Source organism: Bradyrhizobium sp. CCBAU 53351 (genome assembly GCF_015291745.1).
Lineage (GTDB): Bacteria > Pseudomonadota > Alphaproteobacteria > Rhizobiales > Xanthobacteraceae > Bradyrhizobium.
On record NZ_CP030059.1, the window covers coordinates 1,449,406 to 1,474,617 of the forward strand.

The 25,212-nt window shown below is 65.9% G+C and carries 26 protein-coding genes; 11 read left to right on the forward strand and 15 right to left on the reverse strand.

All coding sequences use genetic code 11. The features are described 5' to 3' along the window. Nucleotides 1-65 precede the first annotated feature (65 nt). Nucleotides 66-1,262: a chemotaxis response regulator protein-glutamate methylesterase gene (locus tag XH83_RS06985; protein WP_194406289.1), complete on the forward strand. Its 1,197-nt coding sequence runs from the start codon at nucleotides 66-68 to the stop codon at nucleotides 1,260-1,262. Continuing rightward, nucleotides 1,259-2,131 carry a protein-glutamate O-methyltransferase CheR gene (locus XH83_RS06990; RefSeq protein WP_194406290.1) on the forward strand — a complete coding sequence of 291 codons (873 nt, stop codon included), beginning with the start codon at nucleotides 1,259-1,261 and terminating at the stop codon, nucleotides 2,129-2,131. Before XH83_RS06985 ends, XH83_RS06990 begins: the two co-directional genes overlap by 4 nt. Nucleotides 2,132-2,177: 46 nt before the next feature. On the opposite strand, the gene XH83_RS06995 is transcribed toward XH83_RS06990, so the two are convergent. The 5 genes from XH83_RS06995 to ctrA form a co-directional block, all read right to left on the reverse strand. Then, nucleotides 2,178-2,561 carry a DUF2750 domain-containing protein gene (locus tag XH83_RS06995; protein ID WP_194406291.1) on the reverse strand — a complete coding sequence of 128 codons (384 nt, stop codon included), beginning with the start codon at nucleotides 2,559-2,561 and terminating at the stop codon, nucleotides 2,178-2,180. Nucleotides 2,562-2,574: 13 nt separating this feature from the next. Next, entirely contained in the window at nucleotides 2,575-3,735 is a 1,161-nt protein-coding gene (locus tag XH83_RS07000) for a glutathionylspermidine synthase family protein (RefSeq protein WP_194406292.1), read from the reverse strand. A gap of 58 nt (nucleotides 3,736-3,793) precedes the next feature. Next, nucleotides 3,794-4,186: a hypothetical protein gene (locus tag XH83_RS07005; RefSeq protein WP_194406293.1), complete on the reverse strand. Its 393-nt coding sequence runs from the start codon at nucleotides 4,184-4,186 to the stop codon at nucleotides 3,794-3,796. Between the two features lies 1 nt (nucleotide 4,187). Further along, nucleotides 4,188-4,592 (reverse strand): DUF350 domain-containing protein, encoded by a 405-nt coding sequence (locus XH83_RS07010; protein WP_194408189.1) that lies wholly within the window; start codon nucleotides 4,590-4,592, stop codon nucleotides 4,188-4,190. A gap of 167 nt (nucleotides 4,593-4,759) precedes the next feature. Then, nucleotides 4,760-5,461 carry a response regulator transcription factor CtrA gene (gene ctrA / locus XH83_RS07015; RefSeq protein WP_008138878.1) on the reverse strand — a complete coding sequence of 234 codons (702 nt, stop codon included), beginning with the start codon at nucleotides 5,459-5,461 and terminating at the stop codon, nucleotides 4,760-4,762. A 439-nt stretch (nucleotides 5,462-5,900) separates the two neighbouring features. On the opposite strand from ctrA, the gene fliI reads away from it, so the two are divergent. From fliI to XH83_RS07040, 5 genes are all read left to right on the forward strand, one after another. Further along, on the forward strand, nucleotides 5,901-7,226 hold the full coding sequence (fliI, locus tag XH83_RS07020) for a flagellar protein export ATPase FliI (RefSeq protein ID WP_194406294.1): 1,326 nt from the start codon (nucleotides 5,901-5,903) through the stop codon (nucleotides 7,224-7,226). A 121-nt stretch (nucleotides 7,227-7,347) separates the two neighbouring features. Continuing rightward, nucleotides 7,348-7,767: a flagellar export protein FliJ gene (gene fliJ, locus XH83_RS07025; protein WP_011084990.1), complete on the forward strand. Its 420-nt coding sequence runs from the start codon at nucleotides 7,348-7,350 to the stop codon at nucleotides 7,765-7,767. A 180-nt stretch (nucleotides 7,768-7,947) separates the two neighbouring features. Then, the gene (locus XH83_RS07030) at nucleotides 7,948-8,493 is read left to right on the forward strand and encodes a sigma-70 family RNA polymerase sigma factor (RefSeq protein ID WP_194406295.1); all 546 of its coding nucleotides are present in this window, start codon (nucleotides 7,948-7,950) and stop codon (nucleotides 8,491-8,493) included. Nucleotides 8,494-8,530: 37 nt separating this feature from the next. After that, on the forward strand, nucleotides 8,531-9,589 hold the full coding sequence (locus tag XH83_RS07035) for an anti-sigma factor domain-containing protein (protein WP_194406296.1): 1,059 nt from the start codon (nucleotides 8,531-8,533) through the stop codon (nucleotides 9,587-9,589). A 201-nt stretch (nucleotides 9,590-9,790) separates the two neighbouring features. After that, complete coding sequence (locus tag XH83_RS07040; RefSeq protein WP_194406297.1) at nucleotides 9,791-10,750, forward strand: AraC family transcriptional regulator; 960 nt, start codon at nucleotides 9,791-9,793, stop codon at nucleotides 10,748-10,750. A 410-nt stretch (nucleotides 10,751-11,160) separates the two neighbouring features. Here the strand turns inward: XH83_RS07040 and XH83_RS07045 are convergent, their stop codons facing one another. The 8 genes from XH83_RS07045 to XH83_RS07080 form a co-directional block, all read right to left on the reverse strand. Further along, nucleotides 11,161-11,364, reverse strand: coding sequence for a hypothetical protein (locus XH83_RS07045; RefSeq protein WP_106951440.1), 204 nt, complete (start codon nucleotides 11,362-11,364; stop codon nucleotides 11,161-11,163). Between the two features lie 294 nt (nucleotides 11,365-11,658). Continuing rightward, entirely contained in the window at nucleotides 11,659-13,800 is a 2,142-nt protein-coding gene (gene flhA, locus XH83_RS07050; protein ID WP_194406298.1) for a flagellar biosynthesis protein FlhA, read from the reverse strand. 340 nt (nucleotides 13,801-14,140) lie between these two features. Further along, a complete protein-coding gene (locus tag XH83_RS07055; protein WP_194406299.1) occupies nucleotides 14,141-14,443 on the reverse strand; it encodes a copper-binding protein in 303 nt (100 codons plus the stop codon). 15 nt (nucleotides 14,444-14,458) lie between these two features. Next, nucleotides 14,459-14,911, reverse strand: coding sequence for a cupredoxin domain-containing protein (locus XH83_RS07060; protein WP_194406300.1), 453 nt, complete (start codon nucleotides 14,909-14,911; stop codon nucleotides 14,459-14,461). 32 nt (nucleotides 14,912-14,943) lie between these two features. Next, nucleotides 14,944-16,278, reverse strand: coding sequence for a copper oxidase (locus XH83_RS07065; protein ID WP_194406301.1), 1,335 nt, complete (start codon nucleotides 16,276-16,278; stop codon nucleotides 14,944-14,946). A gap of 13 nt (nucleotides 16,279-16,291) precedes the next feature. After that, complete coding sequence (locus XH83_RS07070; protein WP_194406302.1) at nucleotides 16,292-17,719, reverse strand: TolC family protein; 1,428 nt, start codon at nucleotides 17,717-17,719, stop codon at nucleotides 16,292-16,294. Between the two features lie 9 nt (nucleotides 17,720-17,728). Beyond that, on the reverse strand, nucleotides 17,729-18,013 hold the full coding sequence (locus XH83_RS07075) for a hypothetical protein (RefSeq protein ID WP_194406303.1): 285 nt from the start codon (nucleotides 18,011-18,013) through the stop codon (nucleotides 17,729-17,731). A gap of 75 nt (nucleotides 18,014-18,088) precedes the next feature. Beyond that, nucleotides 18,089-18,502, reverse strand: coding sequence for a hypothetical protein (locus tag XH83_RS07080; protein ID WP_246776424.1), 414 nt, complete (start codon nucleotides 18,500-18,502; stop codon nucleotides 18,089-18,091). 172 nt (nucleotides 18,503-18,674) lie between these two features. On the opposite strand from XH83_RS07080, the gene XH83_RS07085 reads away from it, so the two are divergent. Beyond that, on the forward strand, nucleotides 18,675-19,940 hold the full coding sequence (locus tag XH83_RS07085; protein WP_194406305.1) for an MFS transporter: 1,266 nt from the start codon (nucleotides 18,675-18,677) through the stop codon (nucleotides 19,938-19,940). Here the strand turns inward: XH83_RS07085 and XH83_RS07090 are convergent. Both XH83_RS07090 and XH83_RS07095 read right to left on the reverse strand, forming a co-directional pair. Then, on the reverse strand, nucleotides 19,937-20,344 hold the full coding sequence (locus XH83_RS07090; RefSeq protein ID WP_194406306.1) for a DUF4864 domain-containing protein: 408 nt from the start codon (nucleotides 20,342-20,344) through the stop codon (nucleotides 19,937-19,939). The two genes, XH83_RS07085 and XH83_RS07090, sit on opposite strands and share 4 nt — an antisense overlap. Before the next feature lie 66 nt (nucleotides 20,345-20,410). Continuing rightward, nucleotides 20,411-21,064 carry a TetR/AcrR family transcriptional regulator gene (locus XH83_RS07095; protein WP_194406307.1) on the reverse strand — a complete coding sequence of 218 codons (654 nt, stop codon included), beginning with the start codon at nucleotides 21,062-21,064 and terminating at the stop codon, nucleotides 20,411-20,413. Between the two features lie 250 nt (nucleotides 21,065-21,314). On the opposite strand from XH83_RS07095, the gene XH83_RS07100 reads away from it, so the two are divergent. From XH83_RS07100 to XH83_RS07110, 3 genes are read left to right on the forward strand one after another with little or no spacing between them, the layout of a single operon-like run. Next, nucleotides 21,315-21,812, forward strand: a complete 498-nt coding sequence (locus XH83_RS07100; RefSeq protein ID WP_194406308.1) for a (2Fe-2S)-binding protein — start codon at nucleotides 21,315-21,317, stop codon at nucleotides 21,810-21,812. Then, a complete protein-coding gene (locus XH83_RS07105; RefSeq protein ID WP_194406309.1) occupies nucleotides 21,809-22,864 on the forward strand; it encodes a xanthine dehydrogenase family protein subunit M in 1,056 nt (351 codons plus the stop codon). The genes XH83_RS07100 and XH83_RS07105 overlap by 4 nt, the downstream gene beginning before the upstream one ends. Next, a complete protein-coding gene (locus XH83_RS07110) occupies nucleotides 22,857-25,118 on the forward strand; it encodes a xanthine dehydrogenase family protein molybdopterin-binding subunit (protein WP_194406310.1) in 2,262 nt (753 codons plus the stop codon). The genes XH83_RS07105 and XH83_RS07110 overlap by 8 nt, the downstream gene beginning before the upstream one ends. Nucleotides 25,119-25,212 lie beyond the last annotated feature (94 nt).

Consider the following 25,212-nt stretch of genomic DNA (forward strand, 5'->3'; position numbering starts at 1 on the left):
GGAGGCCGAACGGATCCTCCGGCGCCTGTTTTCAACTGTCTCCTTTCAGTCTGAGTTGGTGAGTAATGAGTGTTGCGTTCGCAGGTAATTCGACCACGACCGGCTCGCGCGAAGCGGGGCCGCTGCGGGTGATGATCGTCGACGACTCCGTCGTCATCCGCGGTCTGATCTCGCGCTGGGTCGGCGCCGAGCACGACATGGAAGTCGCAGCCTCGCTGCGCACCGGGCTCGAGGCGGTCAACCAGCTCGAACGCATCAATCCCGACGTTGCCGTGCTCGACATCGAAATGCCCGAGCTCGACGGCATCTCGGCGCTGCCGCAACTCCTGGCGAAGAAGCGCGATCTCGTCATCATCATGGCCTCGACGCTGACCCGCCGCAACGCGGAGATCAGCTTCAAGGCGCTGTCGCTCGGCGCGGCTGATTACATTCCGAAGCCGGAATCGACGCGCGAGGCGTCGGCCGCGGACATCTTTCATCACGACCTGATCCAGAAGATCCGTCATCTCGGCGCGCGGCTGCGCCGCAAGCCCGCGGTTGCAAGTCCGCCGCTCGTGCCTGCGAGCCCGGCTCCGGCCCTGCGCAGTCCGATTGCACGGCCGGTCGCGCCCGCATCGGCTTCCGCCGCGCCGGCTGCATCGTCAGGGGCGCTGAGCCTGCGCCCGTTCTCCAATCAGGCCCCCAAGGTGCTGCTGATCGGCTCCTCGACCGGCGGTCCGCAGGCGCTGATGGCGCTGGTCACCGAGCTCGGCCCCGTGATCGACCGCGTCCCCGTGCTGATCACCCAGCACATGCCGCCGACCTTCACGACCATCCTTGCCGAGCATCTGGCGCGTTCGAGCCGCAAGCCGGCGGCCGAGGCGGTCGACGGCGAGCCGGTGAAGCCGGGACGGATCTATCTCGCGCCCGGCGGCAAGCACATGCGCGTCGCGCGCAGCGGCGTGGACACCGTGATCGCGCTCGACGACGGCCCCGCCGTCAATTTCTGCAAGCCGGCGGTCGATCCGCTCTTCACCTCCGCCATCGACATCTGGCACGGCAGCATCCTCTCCGTGATCCTGACGGGCATGGGCTCGGACGGCATGCGCGGCGGCAAGGACATCGTAGCCGCCGGCGGCAGCGTGATCGCGCAGGACGAAGCCTCCAGCGTGGTCTGGGGCATGCCGGGCGCGGCGGCCAATGCCGGCATCTGCGCGGCGGTCCTGCCGCTCAACCAGATCGGCGCCAAGGTCAACCGCCTGTTCGCGGGAGACCGCTCGTGACGCCGGTCGATTACGACTATCTGCGCAAGTTCCTGAAAGAGCGCTCCGGCCTCGATCTGTCGCCCGACAAGCAATATCTGGTCGAGAGCCGGCTGTTGCCGCTGGCGCGCAAGGCCAACCTTCCCGGCATTCCCGATCTCGTGCTGAAGATCAGGAACGGTGACGGCCGGCTTGCCACCGACGTGGTCGAAGCCATGACCACCAACGAGACCTTCTTCTACCGCGACAAGATTCCGTTCGATCATCTGCGCGAGACCATCCTGCCGGGACTGATCCGGGCCCGCGCGGCGCGCAAATCCTTGCGCATCTGGTCGGCGGCGTCGTCGACGGGGCAGGAGCCCTATTCGATCGCGATGTGTATCAAGGAGATGGGCGCGGCCCTCGCCGGCTGGCGCATCGAGATCGTCGCGACCGACCTGTCGCAGGAGGTGCTGGAGAAGTCGAAGGCCGGAATCTACAGCCAGTTCGAGGTGCAGCGCGGCCTGCCGATCCAGCACCTGATGAAGTATTTCACGCAAACCGGCGAGCTGTGGCAGCTCAACGCCGACATTCGCGCGATGGTCCAGTTCCGCCAGCTCAATCTGCTGCAGGACTTCTCCCATCTCGGCACGTTCGACGTGATCTTCTGCCGCAACGTCCTGATCTATTTCGACCAGGACACCAAGGCCGTGATCTTCGAGCGGATGGCGAAGGGCCTGGAAGCCGACGGCACGCTGCTGCTCGGGGCCGCCGAATCCGTCGTCGGCATCACCGATGCGTTCCGTCCCATCACCGAGCGTCGCGGTCTCTACCAGCTCAACCCCGCACGCTCCGGCTGCCCCATGGGCGGGTTGATGCCGCCGTCGCTGAAGGTCGCCGCGGCGAGGTGAGCTCTCTTGCCTCGCCCCGCTTGCGGGGAGAGGCATAGGCCGTGCATCAGTATTTTTGCAGTTCGGTCTCGAGGGCGGACTTCACTTCTTCTGCCGATGGCGTAACGCCCTTGCTCGCAGGCGTGAAGAAGACGCCTGGCAAGACACCATCTATCTGCAACTTCGGTAGGAGTACCTCGAGGAGGTCGCTCAAGGATATCGAGCGAGGTACATACCCACTCCACTCGCCTGAGGCGCACACGTCGGCGTATTCCTTTGCGGGCCATAGCGGGAACACGGTCTTTCCATCATCCGTCGCTGCAAGAGCCCATCCGTCCCGGTGCAGACCCCACACGAGCTGCTGATCTGCAACAACTTTGATGAAATGCTCGAAGCGTTTCGCGCCAGGCAGTGCAATCACCGCCGCCATCTGCTTCGGGGGCACTTTCATGAGATAGCTCTTCCTACAAGATCGCATGCGGCAGGAACCGAGAGCCGTTGCCCGTGATCGGGCTCTCGTCTTCGCGGATCGACAGGCCGCACGGCTCGTGGTTCACCAGCCAGCTTCCAACAACCACGTAGTTGCCGGAAAAATTCGGCAGCGGCGACAGCGCCTGCCGTATGAAGCCTTCAGCGCCATAAGGGCCCGCCTGCTCGTCGAGCGGCGTGCCGCCCGAGACCAGCGTGACATTGGCGCCTTCGCGCGACAGCAGCGGCTTGCGGACATAGGACGTTCCGAGCTCCGCGGCCCGCGCGTCGTCCTCGAAGAAGGCCGGCAGCAGGTTGGGATGGTTCGGAAACATCTCCCAGAGCAACGGCAGGATGCCCTTGTTGGAGAGCACCGCCTTCCATGGCGGTTCGATCCAGCGCGTCGCTGCGCCCTTCAGCTTGGCGCCGAACGCGTCCTGGAACATCCATTCCCAGGGGTAGAGCTTGAAGGCGAGCGCGATGTCGGCATCGTCGAGATCGACGAAGCCGCCGCCCTCGTCGCGCCAGCCGACCTGCCCGATGTCGAGCAGCGTGGTCGAGAGTCCGGCCTGCCGTGCCGTGTCTTCGAGATAAGCGAGCGTGCCGGCGTCCTCGGCATTTTCAATTGCGCCGGCGAGGTGCAGGTGACGGCCCGCGGCGATCGTCTTCCATGCCTCGATCAGGCGTTCATGGATGGAGTTGAACTGATCGGCCCGCACCGGGACGATGCGGCGCTCGATCGCCTGTTCGAGCCAGGTCCATTGAAACACCGCGGCCTCGAAGATCGAGGTCGGCGTATCCGCGTTGTATTCGAGCAGCTTCGCCGGCCCCTTGCCGTCGTATTTCAGGTCGAGGCGGCCGTAGAGGCTGCGGTCGTCGCGCTTCCAGCTCTCGGCGATCAGGCTCCAGAACGCTTCCGGAATCTGCAGGCGCCGCAAATAGCGTTCCTCGCCGATGACACGGCCGGCAAGCTCCAGGCACATCGCGTCGATCTCGCCGGTCGGCGTCTCGATGCCGCGCTCGATCTCGTCCAGCGTGAAGCCGTAATAGGCACGCTCGTCCCAATAGCGTTCGCCGTCGATGGTGTGGAAGACGAAGCCGCATTGCGCAGCGGTCTCTCGCCAGTCGTCGCGCTCCAGGCAGGTGATGCGCTGCATATTATTTCCTGCGCATGATCTTGTCGGAAAACCGGTGGCCACTTTTCCGGATCATGCGCTAGCCGCCGCCCGAAAAACCGTGGCCGAACGAGCCGAAGCCGCCGCGGCTGACGCTGCTGTGGCCGGAATCGGACGACGTCCCCGACGAGGAATGGCTCGACGAGTCGCTGCTGAAGAAGCTCGATCGCGACGAGTGCGAACTGCTGCCGCTGCCCGATGAACTGCTGCTGGTGCAGGTCGTGGTGGTCTGTCCCGGCACGGCGCCGGGCGTCGGCTCGCAGGTCTGCCGCGGCATCATCGTGTAGGCGGTGGTGCCGACCGCGAGCGTGCCCATCACCAACAGCGCGACATGGCCGGAGCGCTTCACCGGCGGCTTGGTCGGCAGCGGCAATGGCTGTGGCAGGCGTGGCCGGCGCTTGCCGAAGTCCTTTTTGGAGGGTTTGTCGACCATCTCAATAGATCATGCTGGCGGCGTTGAGCAGGCCGGCCGCGAGCGAGGACAGGCCGAGCCAGATTGCCGGCGCAAGCTCGCCGGCGGCAATCCGTTCGGACAGGTTCGGCACCGGCACGCGTACGAGAAAGAACACGATGACCTGCACGATCAGCGCGATCATGGCCCAGATCAGGCAGTCCAGCACATTGGCCGAATGCGCGATGGCGCTGACCAGCGGCGCCACGAAGCCGAGGAGGCTAAGGCCGAGCGCGATCGCTGCGGCCGGCTCGTTGTCGCGGATCAGCTGGAACTCGTTATGCGCGGTGATGCGGGTGTAGACGAACAGATACGCCACGATCGCGATCAGCCCGGTGCAGAAATAGACCAGGAAGGCGGGCAGGCCGGCCAGTGATTGCAGGATCATCATTCCCCCATCGTGCAGCGACCATTCGTCGGCGGGGGAAGCATAGCGGTTCAAATGTTAAGCCAGAGATGAGGCGATGCCCCAAAAAACAAAACCCCGCCATTTGCGGCGGGGTCCAGGCTGGGAGGAGCGAGCCCTGTCGGGCTCGCGACGTAAACGAAAGGAGATCAGGCGGGAATGCGCTCTTCGTGCTCGTGCGGCTCGCGCAGCACGTAGCCGCGGCCCCACACGGTCTCGATGAAATTGCGGCCTTCGGAGGCGTTGGCGAGCTTCTTGCGGAGCTTGCAGATGAAGACGTCGATGATCTTCAGCTCGGGCTCGTCCATGCCGCCATAGAGGTGGTTGAGGAACATTTCCTTGGTGAGGGTCGTGCCCTTGCGGAGCGAGAGCAGCTCCAGCATCTGATATTCCTTGCCGGTCAGATGCACGCGCTGGCCGCCGACTTCCACCGTCTTGGTGTCGAGGTTGACGACGAGGTCGCCGGTCTGGATGACCGACTGGGCATGGCCCTTGGAGCGGCGCACTATCGCGTGGATGCGGGCCACCAGCTCGTCCTTGTGGAAGGGCTTGGTCATGTAGTCGTCGGCGCCGACGCCGAGACCCTTGACCTTGTCCTCGATGCCGGCGAGGCCGGAGAGGATCAGGATCGGTGTCTTGATCTTGGAGACCCGAAGCTGCTTGAGCACGTCGTAGCCGGACATGTCGGGCAGGTTGAGGTCGAGAAGGATAATGTCGTAATCGTATAATTTACCGAGATCGACGCCTTCTTCCCCCAAATCGGTCGTGTAGACGTTGAAGCTCTCAGACTTCAACATCAGCTCGATCGACTGCGCGACGGCGCTGTCATCTTCAATCAGCAAAACGCGCATGCCAGTTCCCCATAGTCGCCGCTCCTGGGCGTCAGGTCGGCCGCATTCGCGGCACTCAACAAAACGCCTTTGAACAACTGATTCGGATCCTGACAACAGATGGTTAACAAATCCTGATTCTGGAACGCAAGTCCCCCGGGTGCAATTTTTATCGAATCGCCCTAAGGTCTTGCGTGAGAAGCAGCTTTCGTCACCCAGCTCCGTTCAAGTTCCACTTTAAGAGACGGGCCTAACCGACTCCCGCGACTCGGCCTTCTTCTGAAGGGGAGTCACGCTCAGTCTCAAAGACAGTGACGCAATGATTAATGATGCGGGTAAACACGAAGTTAAGCGCCGTTCAGAAATATGGCGAAACTTAAGGTTTTCACCGTGAAGTCCCGGGATCGCGCATGGCGACCCCGGGGATTACGAAGGTGCGCCCCTTAATGAAGGCCCCGCTATGAAGGCGCTTGCCGAACAGATCGGCGATATCGACGGCATCAATATCTATGGCCGTGTGGTCGGCGTGCGCGGCCTGATGGTCGAGGTGGCCGGTCCCATCCACGCGATGTCGGTCGGCGCGCGGCTGGTGATCGAGACCGGCGCCAACCGTTCCATTCCCTGCGAGGTCATCGGCTTCTCCGGCAACAATGCTGTCGTGATGCCGTTCGCCGGCCTCGATGGCGTGCGCCGCGGCTGCAAGGCCGTGATCGCCAACGCCGCCAATCTGGTGCGACCCTCGTCCGCCTGGCTCGGCCGCGTCGTCAACGCGCTGGGCGAGCCAATCGACGGCAAGGGCCCGCTGCCGCAAGGCGCGTCCCCGATGCCGTTCCGCAACACGCCGCCGCCGGCGCATTCGCGCAAGCGGGTAGGCAGCCCGCTCGATCTCGGCGTGCGCGCGATGAACACCTTCCTCACCTGTTGCCGCGGGCAGCGCATGGGCATCTTCGCCGGCTCCGGCGTCGGCAAATCGGTGCTGTTGTCGATGCTGGCGCGCAACGTCGATGCCGCGGTCAGCGTCATCGGGCTGATCGGCGAACGCGGCCGCGAGGTGCAGGAATTCCTGCAGGACGACCTCGGCGAGGAGGGCCTCGCACGCTCCGTCGTGGTGGTCGCGACCTCGGACGAGCCGGCGCTGATGCGCCGCCAGGCGGCGTATCTGACGCTTGCGGTCGCCGAATATTTTCGCGACGAGGGCCAGGACGTTCTCTGCCTGATGGATTCGGTGACGCGCTTTGCCATGGCCCAGCGCGAGATCGGCCTGTCCGCCGGCGAGCCGCCGACCGCGAAGGGCTACACGCCGACCGTCTTCACCGAGCTGCCGAAGCTGCTCGAGCGCGCCGGTCCCGGCCTCGGGGAGGGCGCCATCACCGCGATCTTCACGGTGCTGGTCGACGGCGACGACCACAACGAGCCGATCGCGGACGCCGTCCGCGGCATCCTGGACGGCCACATCGTGATGCAGCGCTCGATCGCCGAGCGCGGCCGCTACCCCGCGATCAACATCCTCAAATCCGTCTCCCGGACCATGCCGAAATCGGCCGATCCGGAATTCTGGCCCGTCATCCAGCGGGCGCGCCAGGTCATGGCGACCTATGCCGACATGGAGGAATTGATCCGGCTCGGCGCCTATCGGGCCGGCTCCAGCCCCGAGGTTGACGAGGCGATCCGCCTGCACGAGCCGCTGGAGGCCTTCCTGCGCCAGCGCAAGGACGAAAATGCATCACTGGCGGACGGCTATCGCCAGTTGGCTCACATCCTCGGTAATTTGGAAACGGAACGCTAACTTTGTCCGGTCATCATCCGATCCCACAGAGTAGCAGAACCGGTCTGGGCCCCCATTGGGCCCGTGGGGTGACCGGTATCGTCCCACGTGCAGCGGGGGGACTTCTGGGGAGTATGAGTCGATGAAGTCACGAGATACCCTCATTCGCCTGAAGAAATTTCAGGTCGACGAGAAGCGCCGCCGGGTCACCCAGATCGAGACCATGATTGCCGATTTCCAGCGGATGTCGGTCGATCTCGAGCGCGAGATCCAGACCGAGCAAGAGCGTGCCGGGATCAACGATCCCTCGCACTTCGCCTACCCGACCTATGCCAAGGCGGCGATCCAGCGCCGCGAGAACCTGACCCGCTCGGCCGACGAGCTCAAGGGCCAGCTCGACGAAGCCAAGGCCGCGCTGGCCGAGGCCTTCGAGGAGCTGAAGAAGGTCGAGCTGCTCGACGAGCGCGACCAGGCCCGCGAGCGCGCTGAAGAGAACGCCCGCGAGCAGGCCGACCTCGACAGCATCGGCCTGATGCGCGCCCGCATCGGCGCCGTCGCCTAACGGCACCATCCGCCAGATCATCCTGGAATTTGCCAAACCCGGACCCGCAAGGTCCGGGTTTTCGCTTGCGCTGTCCACAGCGTGGCGCCGCGCCCCTTGGTGGTCGGCTTTGTCGCGCGCTATGGTGGTGCGGTGCCCGGGCTTTCGCGGAACGCGACGGGCCGCGTGTCGGGGGGCTGAATGCTGACGCCAGCAGAGCTGGTCGGGTTGATCGAGGCGGTGGCGAAGGGCGATCAGGCCGCGTTCGAGCGCCTTTACGCCGCCACGCGCGCGAAACTCTTTGGCGTCGTGCTCCGTATCTTGCGCCGACAGGATCTCGCAGAGGAGGTCATTCAGGAGACCTACGTCAAGATCTGGAACAGCGCCGGCCGGTTCGATCCGGCGCTGTCGTCGCCGATCACGTGGATGGCCTCGATTGCGCGCAACCGTGCGATCGACATCGTGCGCAAGAAGTCCGAGGTCTCCATCGAGGAAGAGCCTCAGGCGATGGAGGTCGCGGCCGACAGCCCCGACCCGCTGGCGCGCCGGGAGATGACCGAAGAGCTGAAGCGGCTCTTGGAATGCGTCGGCCGGCTCGAGCCGGACCGTCAGCGGCTCGTGCTTCTTGCCTATTACAACGGCTGGAGCCGCGAGCAATTGGCGGAGAAATTCTCAGCCCCGGTCAACACGGTGAAGACGTGGCTGCGGCGCAGCATGTTGGATATTCGCGAATGCCTCGGACTATGAGGGTGTTCATTGTGAGGGTGGTTCTGGACTGCATGTGATGGCCTATTCGGAGGACCATATCGCGCTCGCCGCGGAATATGCGCTCGGCACGCTCGACGCCGACGAGCGCGCGCAGGTCGAGACCATGATGGCGGTGGACGAGGCGTTCGCCGCGATCGTGCAGGCGTGGTCCTATCGGCTCGGCGTCCTCAACCAGATGGTCGGCTCGGTCGAGCCGCGTCCGATCGTATGGGAGAACATCAGGTCCGAGATCGCGCGCACGGCGCCGGCACAGCAGCCGCCGGCGCTTGCGGAGACTTCGCCGCCGCCTCCGCCTGCACTGGAGCTGCCCGCTTCGGAGAGGGCGGAGCCTGCGATCGAGGCCGCTCAGGCCCCGGCGGTGCCGCCTGCCGAAGCCGCGCCGCCGGAAATTCCGCGCCCCGAATCCGACGCGCTTGCCGACGTCGCGCCGCAATTCATCCCGCAAGTCCATGCGCCGGATCTCGCATTGGTCCGCGCGCCGCAGGCGACCGTCGTCGACGATGGCAACGTGATCCGCCTCGAGGGCCGCGTGAAGCGCTGGCGCTCCATCGCATCCGTCGCCGGCGCGCTCGCCGCGGCGTTGCTCGTCACCCTGTCGCTTCAGATCTTCCTGCCCGATGCGCTGCCGGGCGTCTTGCGTCCCGCGCCGCGCATCCAGACCGTGGAAGTGAAGACGCCGGGCGCGCCGCTCACTGCGTCGGCGCAATATGTCGCGCTATTGCAGGGCCAGGCCGGCGGCCCCGCCTTCATTCTCACCGTCGACGGTGCGACCAAGAACTTCACGGTGCGCAAGGTCGGCGCGACGCCGGAGCCCGGCAAGAGCTTCGAGCTCTGGCTGATCTCCGACAAGCTGCCGCGCCCGCGCTCGCTCGGCGTGATCGGCTCCAGCGATTTCACCGCGCGTCCGCTGCTCGCCGCCTATGATGCCGAGGTCGTCAACGGCGCGACCTACGCCGTCACCGTCGAGCAATCAGGCGGCTCGCCCGACGGCCGGCCGACCTCCGCCCCGGTGTTCTCGGGCAAGCTGATCGAGACCGTGCCGCCGTCGCAGCCGCAGGCCCCCGCGAAGCAGTAGGTGCCGTAGCCCGGATGGAGCCTGCGGAACGACAAGCGACCAGGTTCGTCCTGTCGCCACGGTCCATCCCGCCGTCGTATCCCGACAACTCCCCCCGAAACCGTCCCTGATTTGAACCTCGCGGCAATTTGCGGCGTCAAATCCCCGGAAATTGCAGTCGGCGCCGCCGATCGCGGAGCCGAAAGAGGGGCTGGAAATCAGATGGATGCAGCGAAAACGCCCGGCATCTTCGTTCACCACTACACCGGCCTGCCGCACGGCCCGGCGTTCGAGCATTGGCGCGAGCGGGCCTTCGGTGCCTGCGGCCTCGATATCGGGCCGAGCCAGGGCGACAGCATCGATTGCCGGCTTCAGGTCAGCGTGGTCGACAACATCACGCTCGCCATTCCGGAAGGCGCCTCCGCGCAATATTCCCGCACCCAGAGCCACCTCGCCGACGGCAGCGACGACCTCGTCCTGATCGCCGCCCATGCGGGCCTCGTCCGCGTCGGGCAGAATGGCCACACCGTGGAGCTTGCGCCCGCCCAGATGGTGCTCGTCGACATGAGCATCACCGGCACCGTCGGCCACACCATTGAAGACCGCTTCACCACCATCCGCATGCCGCGCCGCGCGCTGCTCGAGATCAATCCGCGCGCCGAGGACAAGCTCTCGCAGCTGCTCGTCGACGGCGCCGTCGCCGAGACCATCTTTCGCTACCACGCGCTCGCCGCCAATCACGCGCCGCATCTCGATGCGGTGGGCCAGCGTCTCACCGCGCAGCACATGGTCGATCTCGTCGGCCTCCTGCTCGGCACCGATGCCGAGCATGCAAGCCTTGCCCGCGGCCGCGGCCATGCGGCGGCGCGCCTCGACCTCATGCGCGCCGACGTGATGGCCGCGCTCGGCCGCAACGATCTCTGCCTGTCCGAGATCGCGACGCGCTCGGGCCTCAGCCCGCGCCAGGCCCAGCGCCTGTTCGAGCAGGCCGGCACCACCTTCACCGAATTTGTGCTGGAGCAGCGCCTCCTGCAGGCCCGCAAGCTGCTCGGCGACCCCCGCGCCCGGGCGCGCAAGATCAGCGACATCGCGCATTCCTCGGGCTTCGCCGATCTCTCCTATTTCAATCGCGCCTTCCGCAAGCGCTTTGGCGCGACACCGTCGGAATTGCGCGAGGCGTGAGCGGACGAGTTCTGCGCGCGTAGCCCGGATGAAGCGCAGCGCAATCCGGGACCTTTGTGCGTCTGGGCGAGACTCCCGGATCTCGTGCCCCGGACGCAGTGGAGCGTCCCTTCGACGGTGCGCTGCAGAGCCGGGGCCCATGCGGCAGCGAACCGTGCAGCTTCCTGGGTCCGGCTCTGCGCAGCAACGCAAAGGGCGTTGCAGCGCGTCCGGGACACGAGAGGGACGCTCACAATGATGGGGTTAAGAGGTGCGCAACGGAAATGGATCGGCACCCCAGACATGAGAAAGCGCCCGTGGGGGGCGGGCGCTTTCTGTAGTCGACTTGGGGTTGGGGTCGTCTACATATCCACGTGGCGACTTTGGGGGGCTGGTAAAGAGCCGCGTGAATTCAAAAAACTCGTGTCTCCTCAGCGAACGAGCGAGGTGTTCGCGCTGGTGATGGTGACCGGCTTGCCGGCCTTCATGACGCGTGCGGTCTGGGTGAGGCCTTCGTCCGAACTCGTCGTGCGCGCAGTGATGCCAAGGCCCGCAACCGCGATACCGGCAACAAGGGCAACGACCACGATCTTCAAATGGGTCGAGCGATCTGCGCTGTAAATCGAGTGGTTCATGGAAGGCTCCTGCCGCCATCTACCCGAAGTAGTCGCCTGCGTCGTTGGGCAGGTTCATGCTTCCGGTGCCCAACAACCTAGTATTGGGGGGATTCGTTCCCAAGTGGCCATCACAAGAGCGTGACAGGACGTGAAAGATCGCGATCAAGCGAGACCCTTGATCGCGCATTTCGGCAATTATTTCAGAGCTGTAATGTGCCGGTGGGGCGCCTTGTCGTCGTTTGGTCCACAAGGCACCTGGAACTCAAAAACCATTTGCCTGTGGCCGAAAAACACACGGCTTCTTAAGGCAAATCAGACGCTTCCGACCGTTTTCAACCTCGCCCTGGGGTGGATCTCGGCCTGCGACAGCACCGTGGTCTGGGCCCGGAACCGCTCCACCAGGGACCGGACGAACGGGCGAATTGCAGCGGAGGTGACCAGCACCGGCGCCTCGCCCTCGCGCGCGGCGCGCTCGAAGGCTTCGCGCACGGCGGTCATGAATTCCGACAGTTTCGAGGGCTGCATCGCAAGGCTGCGCTCCTCGCCCTGGCCGATGATGGATTCGGCGAAGGCCTGCTCCCATTTAGCCGACAGCGCGATCAGCGGCAGGTAGCCGGCATAGGAGGTGTTTTGCGCGCAGATCTGGCGGGCGAGGCGGGCGCGGACGTGCTCGACCATGGTCGCGGGATTGCGCGAGAAGGCCAGCGAGTCGGCGATGCCTTCGAGGATGGTCGAGAGGTCGCGGATCGAGATGCGCTCGGCGAGCAAGAGCTGCAGCACGCGCTGGATGCCGGAGACCGTGACCTGGCCGGGCACGATGTCCTTGACCAGCTCGCTCTGCTCCTTCGGCAGCTCCTTGAGCAGCTTTTGCACCTCGCCATAGGACAACAGGTCCGACATGTTGGCCTTGAGCAGCTCGGTGAGGTGGGTCGAGAGCACGGTCGCGGCGTCGACCACGGTGTAGCCCTTGAGCGAGGCCTCCTCCTTGAGGCTGGCATCGACCCAGGTCGCGGGCAGGCCGAAGGTCGGCTCGGTGGTGTGGATTCCGGGCACCTGCACCTGGCTGCCGCCGGGGTCCATGACCATGAACTGGTTCGGCCAGATCTTGCCGGTGCCGGCGTCGACCTCCTTGATCTTGATGATGTAGGTGTTGGCCTCGAGCTGGACGTTGTCGAGGATGCGCACCGCCGGCATCACGAAGCCCATCTCGATCGCGAGCGAGCGGCGCAGCGCCTTGATCTGCTCGGTGAGGCGGTCGGTGCCGTCGGGACCGTTGACGAGCGGCAGCAGCGCATAGCCGAGCTCGATCTTGAGGTCGTCGATCTTGAGCGCGGCGGAGATCGGCTCCTCGGTCGCGGCAGCGCCTGGTGCGCCGGGCTGGCCGGCCGCAGGTGCGGCCTTGGCGGCTTCCTCGGCCTTGGCGGTGACGCGGTTGCGGTTGCGGGCATTCCAGGCCAGCGCGCCGGCGCCGGCGCCGAGCGCCAGGAACGGGAGGGTCGGAATGCCCGGCAGCGCCGCCAGCACCAGCATGACCGCGGAGGACATCGCGAGCGCCTGCGGATAGCCGGAGAACTGCTTCATCAGCGCCTTGTCGGCAGCGCCCGAGACGCCGGCCTTGGAGACGAGCAGGCCGGCCGCGGTCGAGACGATCAGCGCCGGCACCTGGGTGACGAGGCCGTCACCGACCGTCAGCAGCGTGTAGCTGCGCCCCGCGTCGGCGAACGACATGCCCTGCTGCGCCACCCCGATGATCATGCCGCCGACGACGTTGATGAAGACGATCAAAAGGCCGGCGATGGCATCGCCCCGGACGAATTTGGAGGCACCGTCCATGGCGCCGAAGAAGCCGCTCTCGTCCTCCAGCTCCTTGCGGCGGTGCTTGGCGACGTTCTCGTCGATCAGTCCGGCGGACAGGTCGGCGTCGATCGCCATCTGCTTGCCGGGCATGGCATCGAGGTGGAAGCGGGCGGCGACTTCCGCGATACGGCCCGAACCCTTGGTGATGACGACGAAATTGACGATGATCAGGATGGCGAAGACGATGATGCCGATGACGAAATTGCCGCCCATCACGAAGCTGCCGAAGGCCTCGATGACGTGACCGGCGGCCGCCGTGCCCTCGTGCCCGTGCGACAGGATCAGGCGGGTCGAAGCCATGTTGAGCGACAGCCGCAGCATGGTCGAGATCAGCAGCACGGTCGGGAAGGCCGAGAATTCCAGTGGCGTCTGGATGAACAGCGACGTCATCAGGATCAGGATCGAGAGCGTGATCGAGATCGCCAGGAACAGGTCCAGCACGATCGCCGGCAGCGGCAGGATCAGCACCACCAGGATGGTGAGGATGCCGAGCGCCAGCGCGATATCGCCGCGCTTGAGGATGGTGACGATCTCGTTGAGGGAGGGGATGCCAGGTCTTGCGGTGCCTACGCCCTGTCCCGCGGTGACGTCGACCATGGTAGCTGCCTCCCCGCGCGACTGCCGTCCGCGCGCCCCAAACGTCTGCGCGGCGGCCGATGGGCCGCCGTTTCGAAAGTGAGGCACCGCACTGGCGTCCACGGGGTTCCTCCCGTTCTACGCGGCCGACGACACTCGACTTCACCCGGCAATTCTTGCCGGGTGTATGGTTAGCAAAGGGTTAACGGAGGGGCGGGAAGAGGAGCGGACCGGGCCGATTTAGCCCGTTATTCCGGGGGCGCCCAAAGGGCGAACCCGGAATCCATCGGGGCGCAGAGGTGGTCGATGAATGGATTCCGGGTTCGCGCTGCGCGCCCGGAATGACAATGGGAGGAGGGCCCTACTTTGCCCTCTCCATCTTGGTCACCGTATACCCCGACGCCGCTTCCTCGGCCTCGAAGGTCACCTTGTCGCCGACCTTGACCTGCTTGAGCATGGCGGGGTCCTTGACGCGATAGACCATGGTCATGGGGTCATCCATGCCGAGGCTCTTGGCCGGCCCGTGCTTGAGTGTGATCTTGCCGGCGCCCTCGTCGATCTTCTTGACCTCGCCGCTGATCGCAGCAGCCCCGGCCGCCAAAGCTGCGGTGGCAATGCTCAGCGTCAACGCCAGCGCGGCGGTAATATTGATGATGCGGTTCATGGGAGCTCCTTGTCGTTACTTGACGGTGACGTGGCCGACCATGCCGTTGTCGCGGTGGTCGGGAATGAGGCACGAATATTCGAACGTCCCGGGCTTACTGAATTTCCAGAGGACCTCGGCCGTCTTTTGCGGCGCGAGCCTGACCCCATTGGGATCGTCGTGCTCCATGTGCGGATGCTTCTTCATCTCCACCGCATGCGCGAGATTCTCATTGGTGGTGGCGAGCAGGAATTCGTGGTCCTCCTTGCCGACATTGCGCAGCACGAAGCGGATCTGCTCGCCGCGCTTGACCTCGATCCGGGCGGGTGCGTAGTCCATCTCGTTGAGCAGGATCTCGATCGTGCGCGCGGGCTTGTTGGGATCGCCGGGCTCGCCGGCCGAAAAATTCGCATGAGTGTGCTTGTCGTGCGCAAGGGCCGGCGCAGCGGACAGCGCAAGCAGCGCGAGGCCAAGTTTGATCGTCTTCATCGTCATCTCCAGTTGGTGGTTCATCGAAACGCTCACATCTTGTGTTTCATCGGCGGGCTGTCCGGCCGCTGCCGTGCCGGCTCCGCGGCCGGCGCCGCGACCTCGTAGGCGACGGTGCCTTGCGGGAATTTGTACGGGCCGGGATCGCGGTAATCGTCGCGCGCAAGGTTCTCGCGGATCTTCATCACCGTGAACATGCCGCCCATCTCGATCGGGCCGAACTGGCCGGTGCCCGTCATCATCGGCAGCGTGTTGTCGGGCGCGGGCATCTCCATGTTGCCCATCGCCATGCCGGTCGAGCCCATCGCCATGCCGTCAGGCGCGAGCTTGCCGACGGCCTTGGCGAGATCCTTGCGCGACACGCCGATCAAATTGCGCACGTCGTGTCCCATCGCGTTCATGGTGTGATGCGACTTGTGGCAGTGGAACGCCCAGTCGCCGGGATTGTCGGCGAGCACGTCGAACACCCTGACGGCGCCGACCGGCACGTCCGTCGTCGTCTCCGGATATTGCGCGCTCTCCGGCACCCAGCCGCCGTCGGTGCAGGTCACCGCGAAGCTGTGGCCGTGCAGGTGGATCGGATGGTTGGTCATGCTGAGATTGCCGATGCGCACGCGCACCTTGTCGCCGAGTCGCACGGCCAGGGGATCGATGCCGGGAAACACCCGCGCGTTCCAGGTCCACATGTTGAAGTCGGTCATCTCGTTGACGTGCGGCAGATAGGTGCCGGGATCGACGCGATAGGTGCTCATCACGAAGACGAAGTCGCGGTCGACGGGCCGGAAGCCGGGGTCGCGCGGATGCACGACGACCATGCCCATCATGCCCATCGCCATCTGTACCATCTCGTCGGAATGCGGGTGGTACATGAAGGTCCCGCTCTTCCCCATCTCGAACTCGTAGACGAAGGTCTTGCCGGGATCGATGTGCGGCTGGTTCAGGCCGCCGACGCCGTCCATGCCGCTCGGGATGATCATGCCGTGCCAGTGCACGGTGGTGTATTCGGGCAGGCGGTTGGTCACGAAGATGCGGACCTTGTCGCCCTCTACCGCCTCGATCGTCGGGCCCGGCGACTGGCCGTTATAGCCCCACAAATTCACCTTCATTCCTTCCGCGAATTCGCGCACCACGGGCTCGGCGACGAGATGGAATTCCTTCCAGTCGCCGTTCATGCGGAACGGCAGCGACCAGCCGTTCAGCGTGACGACGGGGCGATAGTCGGGCCCGCTGATCGGGTGCAGCGGCGGCTGCATCACCACCTTGTCCATGGTTGGGGCTTCCGGAATCGACGCGGCCTGCACGCGGCCTTGAACCGCGGATGCGCCGACCAGCGCGGCAGTCCCCAAAAATCCTCGGCGGGAAAACATCCTGGTCTCCATCTCAGTGGCCGCCGCCATCGGCAGGTGCTGCCGCGGCGATGGTGGTTGGATTGTCGCCGCCGGCGGCCGGCGCCCCGCCGCCGTTGACGGCGGTCTGCAAGTCGGCCTGGGCGAGGAAGAATCGTTGCCTGGCGTCGATCGCGCCGCGCAGCGACGCGAGGCGCTGCCGCGCCTCGGTGAGCAGCGCGAAGATGTCGACCTGCATGCTGGAGAAGCGCAGCTGCATCTCCTCGGTGATGATCTTGCGCAAGGGGATGATCTCGCGCTGGTAGTGGCTGGCGATGTCGTAGGTCGAGCGATAGACGCGATAGGCATCGCGCGCCTCGGAGCGCACGTTGACGGCGCGCTCGGTGAGGCGGTTGAAGGCGAGATTATAGGTCTCCGCCGCCTGCCGCACCCGCACCTCGCCGCCGTCGAAGATCGGGATCTGGAATTGGACGTCGAAGCCGCGCTCGCGGAATGGCGCTCCTTCCGGGTCCTGGGTGCGACGGGAGATGCCGGCGAGATCGAGCAGGGTGACGAAACGCGTTGCCTCGGTGAGATCAAGCGCTTTCGCCAGCGCGTTCAGCTCGAGCCGCGCGATCTGCAGGTCGACGCGATGGCCGACCGCGTCGGCTTCGATTCCAGGCAGGGCCTGCGGCCGGCGCGGCAGCGGCGGCAATTGGTTTGGCAGGCGGAAGTCGAGGCCGCCGTCCCACAGCCCCATCAGGCGCGCCAGCCTTTCGCGTGCGCTCGCCGCCGTCTGTCGCGCGGTGGCGAGGTCGGCGGTGGTCTCGGCGTAAAACACCTGCTCGCGGGCCTGGTCCAGCTTGTTGAGGGAGCCGGTCTCGCCGAGCTTGACGGCGAGCTGTGCGGTCGATTCCGCCGTCGCCTTCGCGTCCGTCAGCAGCACCACCATCTCGTTGCCTGAGACGGCGCGTACATAGGTGCGGCGGACGTCGGCGGCGAGCCGCAGCGTCGCCAGCGCGGCGCGCAATTGGGCCTGGCGGAAGCGTTCGCGGGCAATGTCGGAGCGGAACGGCAGGGTGGCGAGCGCGAGGATGTCACCGACCACCTGGCGCTCGATCTCGCTGGCGCCATTGCCTGTGATGCGCGAGATCGAGAATACCGGGTTGGGCGGCAGGCTCTGCTCGACCAGATCAGTCTCCGCCAAGGCAAGCTCGTTATAGGCGGCCTGCAGTCCCTTGTTGTTGAGCAGCGCGATCTGCACGGCGCTGTCGACGCTCAGCGTGCGCGCCAGCAATTGGTGTACGCGCGCGTCGACCGCGCCGGCGCCCTCCGCCGTTCGCACGAAGGCGACGTCCTTGTTGATGGTCTGGCTCGTCAGCTCGGAGACCGCGTTCATCCCGCTGTCGGGCGAGAAGGCGGCGCAGCCGGAGACGCTGAACGCGGTGAGGACAAGCAGGCCTCGCGCAAGATGGCGTGTCATGGCGCGCTCCTACTTGTCTTGCTTCGGCTGCCGCGTCACCGCGTCGTTGCGGCCGCGCCACGGGGCCGGCGCCGCAGGCCGCAGGCCGGTGTAGGGCGAAATGGTCGACCGATAGCCGACAGGCGCGACCTTCGCCGCGGGATCAGCGGGATCGGCGGCCGCGACCTGCGTGGTCGCCGGCATGCAGCCGGACAGCGCCAGCGCAGTTGCGGCCAGCAGCGGCCAATGGAATCGAAAGTGTCGTCCACGCACCGCAGATGATGCGGCGGACTCCGCCCCGGAAAGCGTAAGCATGATTTATCCCTGATCTGAAAGACCACAGGTCCGCGCGCGCAAACGCGCGCAACGGCCCGAAATCGACGCGTCAGATCAGGCGATGGGAGGGCGGTAGTGCAGGGGCGGCGCCGCACTGTGCAGGCTGGCCACGATCTCGGGTGCGCAGGCGGAGACGGGCAGAAGCGGCTTGGCGACGGTGGGAAGATCGGCCGGCAACGCGCTCACGCACATCATCGCGCAGCAGGGCCCGACGGCTCCCTTGCCGCCGTGATGATGCGAGGCGGGTGCATCCTGCGCGGCGGTCTGCTGCTGGGCGTGTGCATGGTCGTGTATCGCGCCGCCATGCGTGTGAGCCGCCGCCATCTGGTGATGCACCGGCATGGCATCCGCCAGCAAGGATTCATCAAGACACGGCGCCGGGCTGCTGCCCCAGGCAAGGCTTGCCGCCGGCGCGAGCACGCAGAACAGATAGGCGAGGGCGATGATCCGCCCCACCCTGATCCGCATCGATCGTGTCAATCGCAGCAACATTCGGCCGACAAGTGTTCCGCGCGGCAATTGCACACGCTGATTGCAAACTAATGGCAAAAGACGCATTCGCCAAGAGCTTATTACCGCAGTGCACCGCGCATGCCCAATATCGCGCCACGATGCTTGACCATGCGACATTCTGAGGGTCATGGTCCGCCCCGTGCACGCACCAAATCATTCAGGACAAACACCTGCGTCCTTCACCCCTGACTCGCGTCAGGCCTGGGTGCGTCTCGTCCTTGCGCTTGTGATCGGCTCGATCGGTGCCGTCGGCATGTGGGCGGTCGTGGTCGTGATTCCCGTGGTGCAGGCCGAATTCGGTGCCACGCGCGGCGCGGTGTCGCTGGCCTTCACCCTGATGATGTTCGGCTTCGGGCTCGGCGGCGTGATCGCCGGCAAGATCACCGATAGGTTCGGCATCGTGCTCGCGATGGCGATCAGCATCGCCTTTCTCGGCATCGCCAATGTGCTCGCAGGCTTGTCGACCCAGCTTTGGCAGTTCGTCGCCGCCTATTTCCTGATCGGCCTCGGCACCTCCGCGACCTTCGCGCCGCTGATGGCGGAAGCTTCGCACTGGTTCGAGCGCTATCGCGGCCTTGCCGTGACCATCGTCGCCAGCGGCAATTATGTCGCCGGGACGATGTGGCCGCCGATCGTGAGCTGGGGGACGGAAACGATCGGCTGGCGTTACACCCATATCGGCATCGGCATCGTCTGCGCCAGCACGATGGCGCTCCTGGTCCTCGTGCTGCGCGCGCAGATGGGCGACGACCATGTCCGCGATCACGCCAATGCGCCGCCGCCCCGCGTCGATCTCAAGCTTTCGACCAACACGCTGACGGTGCTGCTCTCGATCGCCAGCATCTCCTGCTGCGTCGCCATGGCGATGCCACAGGTGCATATCGTCGCCTATTGCGGCGATCTCGGCTACGGCGTGGCGCGCGGCGCCGAGATGCTGTCCTTGATGATGGCTTGCGGCATCATCAGCCGGATCGGCTCCGGCTATCTCGCCGACAAGATCGGCGGCATCCGCACGCTGCTGGTCGGATCGCTGGCGCAGGGCTTCGCGCTGGTGTTCTATCTGTTCTTCGACAGTCTCACCTCGCTCTATCTCATCTCCGCGATGTTCGGCCTGTTCCAGGGCGGCATCGTGCCGAGCTATGCCATCATCGTGCGCGAGGCGATGCCGGCGAGCGAGGCGGCGACGCGCGTCGGCATCGTGATCTTCGCCTCCGTGTTCGGCATGTCCTTCGGCGGCTGGGTGTCGGGCGTGATCTTCGATGCCACCGGCTCGTATGCCGCGGCGTTCACCAACGGCGTGGCCTGGAACGCGCTGAACATCGCCATCGTCGTGCTGCTCTTGATCCGCTCACGGATGGGCTCGGTCAGAACCGGCCCGGGTTTCGCGACCTAGACCGCCTGTCCCGCCTTCAGCAGCGAACAGCCGGTGATCTTGTAGCTGCCGTCCGGCTGTTGCTCGAGCGTGTACAGCGCGATCCAGGCTTCGCCATTGGCGTCGATGATATGAACGCGCTGCGCGATCCAGCCGCCTTCGATCTTGCTCTCGCCGAACTCGAAGCTCTTGTGCCGGTAGATCGGCGCGTAGCCGCTTCGCACCATCGACATGAAGACGTCGGGCGCGGAGAAAATCTCCTTGATCGCCGGTGCGGCATGGGAATAGGCCGCGGCCGCATCGTCTCGCGCAAGAGCCTGCTCCTGGGCACGGATGACGCCCTGTGCAGCGGCGACATCGTCGGCGAGGGTTGCGGTAGAGCCGAAGACAAGGCTGATGGCGACGAGCAAGGCGGCAATGCGCATGACAGGCTCCGCGTTGAAATCCCGGCGATGCTGATCCTAGCATGACCTCAGGGAAATACGGCGGCGCTATAGCTTGGGTTTCACCGCGGGTTTGGCGGGCCTGGCGGTGCGCGCCTTGCTGAGCCCTGTCCTGGCCTTGCCCGCCGGCTGCACCCGCAAGCCGTCGACGAACACGTCGAGGAGCCGCAGTGCGGTTGACTGCCAGCCCGGCTGGTCGTGGATGTAGCACATGCCGAAGAACGCGCGCAGCAGGTCCTCCGGACCGATGTCGGCGCGCAACTCGCCGGCCGAAACTGCGCGGTCGAGCAGCGAGCCGGTCGCCTTGGTCAGGCGATCGAACGAGAAGGCGTGCAGCTCGGACCCGCTTTGCACCGCAAGCGCCAGGGCTGCCACCATCCCCTTTTTGGTGGCGACGAATTCGACACCTGAGCGCAGCCAGCGGCGAAGCGCGTCGACCGGGTCCTTGGCGGTTCGTAAATGTTCGGCGAGCTCGCTGAGCTGCTCGACCTCGCGCCGATACACCGCCTCGAACAGATCCTCGCGCGTCGGAAAATGCCGATAGAGCGTGCCGATGCCGACGCCGGCGCGTTTGGCCACGGCTTCCAGGCTGGCCTCCGGGCCGCCGGCATTGAACACCAGCTTGGCCGCCTCTAACACGCGCTCGCGATTGCGCACGGCGTCGGCACGGGGCTTTCGAATGGGGTCGGTGTGGTCGTCCATGCGGCCAATGTAGATCACGAATTGGTTAGATTGAACCCTTGTCGGACCCCCGCAGGGCTGCATCGCGTTGTCGGCGCACGGGCTTTTGACGAATTCCAAATATTTTTCGGCGGCCCTTGTTAAGCGGAGGGTGCCTCCGTATCTTCGTCCTGATGTTGGCCGGCTTCCGCCTGGCTGGCGCATATTGACAGCGGCCACGGCGGTGGCGCACTGCGCGATGACTCATGTCCAAATCTGATCGGAGCCTTTTATGAACCACTCCATCAGCCTCACCGTGAACGGTGCGCGGCGCGATTTCGTCCTCGACGATCCGCGCGTCACGCTGCTCGATCTCCTGCGTGAGCGCCTCCATCTCACCGGAACCAAGAAGGGATGCGACCGCGGCCAGTGCGGCGCCTGCACCATTCTGGTCGACGGCAAGCGCATCAACTCCTGCCTCGCGCTCGCCATCAGCCATGACGGCGCCGACATCCTCACCATCGAAGGCCTCGCACGGGGCGACCAGCTGCACCCGGTGCAGGCCGCCTTCATTGCCCATGACGGCTTTCAATGCGGCTTCTGCACGCCCGGCCAGATCATGAGCGCGATCGGCATGATGCAGGAAGCGCAGGCCGGCAACGACCCCGAGCGCATCCGCGAATGCATGAGCGGCAACCTTTGCCGCTGCGGCGCCTATGCGGGCATCGTCGATGCCGTGCTCGACGCGCAAGGACGTATGGACGAAACCAACCAGAGGCGTTCGGCATGAAACCGTTCGATTATGTCAGGCCCGCCACGGTTGCTGAGGCCGTCGCCGCCGCGTCCCAGCCGGGCGCGGTCTATCTCGCCGCCGGCACCAATCTGCTCGATCTGATGAAGGGCAATATCAGCCGGCCGGATCGCCTCGTCGACGTCACCCATCTCGACGGGCTCGATGCCATCGAGACTCTCGCCGACGGTAGCTTGCGCATCGGCGCGCTGGTGAGCAATGCCGATCTCGCGCATGACCCGGCCTTTGCAAAGACTTATCCCGCCGTCGCCGAGGCGCTGCTCTCCGGTGCGTCCGCGCAATTGCGCAATGCCGCGACGGTCGGCGGCAATCTGCTGCAGCGGACGCGCTGTGCATATTTCTACGACACCGCCAGCCGCTGCAACAAGCGCGAGGCCGGCAGCGGTTGCGACGCCCGCGAGGGCGAGAACCGCGGCCACGCCGTGCTCGGCTGGAGCGAGAGCTGCATCGCCACGCACCCCTCGGATTTCTGCGTGCCGCTCGTCGCGCTCGAGGCCGTCGTCGAGATCGAGGGCAAAGGCGGCCGGCGTGAGATCGCCCTCGAGGAGCTGCATCGTTTGCCCGGCGACGCGCCCGCGCGCGAATCCGTGCTCGAGCCCGGCGACCTCATCGTCGCGGTGCGTCTGCCGCCGGCAGCGCGCGGCTTTGCGACGCATGCGCGCTACCTCAAGGTCCGCGAACGCACCTCCTACGCTTTCGCCGTGGTGTCCGCCGCCGCTGCATTGCGGATCGAGAACGGCAAGATCGCGGAGACGCGGCTTGCGCTCGGCGGCGTTGCCGCAAAGCCCTGGCGCGCCCGCGCGGCGGAAGATGTACTCAAGGGCGTCGCGCCGACGGCGGATGCCTTTCAGGAAGCTGCCTGGCGCGCGCTCACCGATGCAAAACCGTCCGGCGACAACGCCTTCAAGATCGAGCTCGCGCGCCGCATCGTCGTGCGCGCGCTGCGACTTGCCGCCGCGGGCACGCCCGCGCGCCTGCCGGCGCTGCCGGCCTCTCCCTTTGCCTCGACCTCCGGAGCCATCCATGCCTGAGCTCAATCTCACCAGCACCCCCGCGCATCTGCGGCACGGCTCGAACGTCGGCCAGCCGCTGACCCGCCGTGACGGCGTCCTCAAGGTCACGGGACAGGCGACCTATGCCGCCGACAATCACCCGCCCGGCATGCTGTACGCGGTGATCGCCGTCTCCAGCATCGCGCGCGGCCGCGTGACCTTCCTCGATGTCGCCGCCGCCAAGCGGCATCCCTGCGTCGTCGACGTCATGACGCCGGACCACAAGCCACAGCTCGCGATCGATCCGGAGATCAAGACCAACCCGTTCGTGTTCCGGATGGAAGCGTTGCAGAGCAACGAAGTCCGCTACGCCAACCAGCCCATCGCGGTCGTCATCGCGGAAACGCTGGAAGCGGCGACGGAAGGCGCGGTGCTGCTGGCGCCGCGCTACGAGACGTTGCCGCCGCTGGTCGGGCTCGACGCCGGCAAGAGTTTCGTGCCGCCCGTCGTCGGCGTCGGCAACCCCACCGAGAACCACCGCGGCGATGTCGAGGCGGGCCTTGCCTCGGCGGAGAAACAGATCGATGCGACTTACGAGACGCCGCCGCAATATCATAACGCGATGGAGCCGCATGGGATCGTGGTTCAATGGGACGGCGACAGGCTCTCCGTGGACATGCCGACCCAGGGCCTGATGCTGTCGCTCGCGCGTATTGCCGAACTGTTCGGCATCGCGCACGACAAGATCCACATTCGCAGTCCTTTCCTCGGCGGCGGCTTCGGCTCGAAGGGGTTGATGGGCGGTCCGCCGGTGCTCGGCATCATGGCGGCCAAGCTGGTCGGCAGGCCCATCAAGCTGGTGCTGCGCCGCGAGCAGATGTACGGCCCGGTCGGCCATCGCGCGCCGACGCGCCAACGCCTGCGCCTCGGCGCCGACGGCGAGGGGCGCCTGACCGCGCTCGATCACCATGCGCGGACGGTGTCGAGCACGTTCGACGATTTCTACGAGCCCGCGGCCGATGCCTCGCACACGCTCTATGCGGCGCCGGCCATCCGCACCTCGCATGACGCCGTGCGCGTCAACACGGGAACGCCGCTGTTCATGCGCGCGCCCGGCGAGGCGACAGGCTCGATCGCGCTGGAGAGTGCGATCGACGAAATGGCCTGGGCCTGCGGCATGGATCCGCTCGCCTTCCGCCTGAAGAACTACGCCGAGGTCGAGCCGATCAGCGGCAAGCCGTTCTCGTCGAAGGCGTTGCTTGCATGCTACGAGCAGGGCGCGGCGCGCTTCGGCTGGGCCAAGCGGTCGCTGCAGCCGCGGCAGATGCGCGACGATGCCGGGCTTCTGGTCGGTTGGGGCATGGGCACCGCGACCTTCCCGGCGCTGATGTTTCAGGCGGAAGCCCGCGCGGCGATCCGGCGCGACGGCTCAGGCGTGATGGAGATCGGCGCGCACGACATGGGGCAGGGCGCCTGGACCGCGCTGGCGCAGATCGCAGCCGACGAACTCGGGCTCGATATCGATCGCGTCGAGTTCAAGGCGGGGACGTCCGATCTGCCCGATGCCGGCATCGCCGGCGGCTCGGCGCACACGGCAACGGCGGGCGCGGCAATCCACAGTGCGGGCGCGGCCGTGATCGCCAAGCTCGCCGATCTCGCCACCGGCGATGAGCGCTCGCCGCTGTTCGGGGCCGGCAATGCCGGCGTGATCGCGCGCGACGGCCGGTTGATCCGGCGTGATGACGAGCGTCGCGGCGAGAGCTACGCCGAGATCCTCGCGCGTGCCGGCGTCACCGAGGTCGAGGCGCGGGGCACCGGCGCACCGAACCCGGCGGCGATGGAGGAGTACGCGATGCATGCCCACGGCGCGGTATTCGCGGAGGTGAAGGTCGATCCCGAGCTCGGTCAGGTCCGCGTCAGCCGCATGGTCGGCGCCTTCGCTGCCGGGCGGATCGTCAATCCGAGGATGGTGCAGAGCCAGCTGTTCGGCGGCATGATCTGGGGCCTGTCCTTCGCGCTGCACGAAGAGGCAATTACTGATCGCCGGACCGGCCGCATCATGAACGCCAATCTCGGCGAGTACCACGTCCCCGTGAATGCCGACGTTCCGCCGCTCGACGTCATCACGGTCGAGGAGCACGATCCGCATGTGAATGCGCTCGGCATCAAGGGCGTCGGCGAGATCGGCATCACCGGCAGCGCCGGCGCCGTCGCCAATGCCGTCTGGCATGCGACCGGCGTACGGGTTCGCAAATTCCCGATCCGGATCGAGGAATTGCTGACGTCGTCTTGAAGGGTTGAAGTTTGATCGTCGCGACGACGGAGGTGCGCTCCCGCCTGCGGGAGAGGGTTGGGGAGAGGGTGTATCCGCATTGGGGTCCCCTAGA

What these genes read in the sequence shown, in the direction of transcription:
- XH83_RS06995 (WP_194406291.1), bottom strand. Translation starts at nt 2,561, where the DNA reads ATGAAAGTGCCCCCGAAGCAGATGGCGGCGGTGATTGCACTGCCTGGC.
- XH83_RS07055 (WP_194406299.1), bottom strand. Translation starts at nt 14,443, where the DNA reads ATGAACCGCATCATCAATATTACCGCCGCGCTGGCGTTGACGCTGAGC.
- XH83_RS07035 (WP_194406296.1), top strand. Translation starts at nt 8,531, where the DNA reads ATGGCCTATTCGGAGGACCATATCGCGCTCGCCGCGGAATATGCGCTC.
- XH83_RS07065 (WP_194406301.1), bottom strand. Translation starts at nt 16,278, where the DNA reads ATGTTTTCCCGCCGAGGATTTTTGGGGACTGCCGCGCTGGTCGGCGCA.
- XH83_RS07095 (WP_194406307.1), bottom strand. Translation starts at nt 21,064, where the DNA reads ATGGACGACCACACCGACCCCATTCGAAAGCCCCGTGCCGACGCCGTG.
- XH83_RS07100 (WP_194406308.1), top strand. Translation starts at nt 21,315, where the DNA reads ATGAACCACTCCATCAGCCTCACCGTGAACGGTGCGCGGCGCGATTTC.
- fliI (WP_194406294.1), top strand. Translation starts at nt 5,901, where the DNA reads ATGAAGGCGCTTGCCGAACAGATCGGCGATATCGACGGCATCAATATC.
- XH83_RS07040 (WP_194406297.1), top strand. Translation starts at nt 9,791, where the DNA reads ATGGATGCAGCGAAAACGCCCGGCATCTTCGTTCACCACTACACCGGC.
- XH83_RS07005 (WP_194406293.1), bottom strand. Translation starts at nt 4,186, where the DNA reads ATGGTCGACAAACCCTCCAAAAAGGACTTCGGCAAGCGCCGGCCACGC.
- XH83_RS07000 (WP_194406292.1), bottom strand. Translation starts at nt 3,735, where the DNA reads ATGCAGCGCATCACCTGCCTGGAGCGCGACGACTGGCGAGAGACCGCT.
- XH83_RS07090 (WP_194406306.1), bottom strand. Translation starts at nt 20,344, where the DNA reads ATGCGCATTGCCGCCTTGCTCGTCGCCATCAGCCTTGTCTTCGGCTCT.
- XH83_RS07110 (WP_194406310.1), top strand. Translation starts at nt 22,857, where the DNA reads ATGCCTGAGCTCAATCTCACCAGCACCCCCGCGCATCTGCGGCACGGC.
- XH83_RS07010 (WP_194408189.1), bottom strand. Translation starts at nt 4,592, where the DNA reads ATGATCCTGCAATCACTGGCCGGCCTGCCCGCCTTCCTGGTCTATTTC.
- flhA (WP_194406298.1), bottom strand. Translation starts at nt 13,800, where the DNA reads ATGGTCGACGTCACCGCGGGACAGGGCGTAGGCACCGCAAGACCTGGC.
- XH83_RS07080 (WP_246776424.1), bottom strand. Translation starts at nt 18,502, where the DNA reads ATGCGGATCAGGGTGGGGCGGATCATCGCCCTCGCCTATCTGTTCTGC.
- XH83_RS07060 (WP_194406300.1), bottom strand. Translation starts at nt 14,911, where the DNA reads ATGAAGACGATCAAACTTGGCCTCGCGCTGCTTGCGCTGTCCGCTGCG.
- XH83_RS07085 (WP_194406305.1), top strand. Translation starts at nt 18,675, where the DNA reads ATGGTCCGCCCCGTGCACGCACCAAATCATTCAGGACAAACACCTGCG.
- XH83_RS07075 (WP_194406303.1), bottom strand. Translation starts at nt 18,013, where the DNA reads ATGCTTACGCTTTCCGGGGCGGAGTCCGCCGCATCATCTGCGGTGCGT.
- XH83_RS07105 (WP_194406309.1), top strand. Translation starts at nt 21,809, where the DNA reads ATGAAACCGTTCGATTATGTCAGGCCCGCCACGGTTGCTGAGGCCGTC.
- XH83_RS07070 (WP_194406302.1), bottom strand. Translation starts at nt 17,719, where the DNA reads ATGACACGCCATCTTGCGCGAGGCCTGCTTGTCCTCACCGCGTTCAGC.
- XH83_RS07045 (WP_106951440.1), bottom strand. Translation starts at nt 11,364, where the DNA reads ATGAACCACTCGATTTACAGCGCAGATCGCTCGACCCATTTGAAGATC.
- ctrA (WP_008138878.1), bottom strand. Translation starts at nt 5,461, where the DNA reads ATGCGCGTTTTGCTGATTGAAGATGACAGCGCCGTCGCGCAGTCGATC.
- XH83_RS06985 (WP_194406289.1), top strand. Translation starts at nt 66, where the DNA reads ATGAGTGTTGCGTTCGCAGGTAATTCGACCACGACCGGCTCGCGCGAA.
- fliJ (WP_011084990.1), top strand. Translation starts at nt 7,348, where the DNA reads ATGAAGTCACGAGATACCCTCATTCGCCTGAAGAAATTTCAGGTCGAC.
- XH83_RS07030 (WP_194406295.1), top strand. Translation starts at nt 7,948, where the DNA reads ATGCTGACGCCAGCAGAGCTGGTCGGGTTGATCGAGGCGGTGGCGAAG.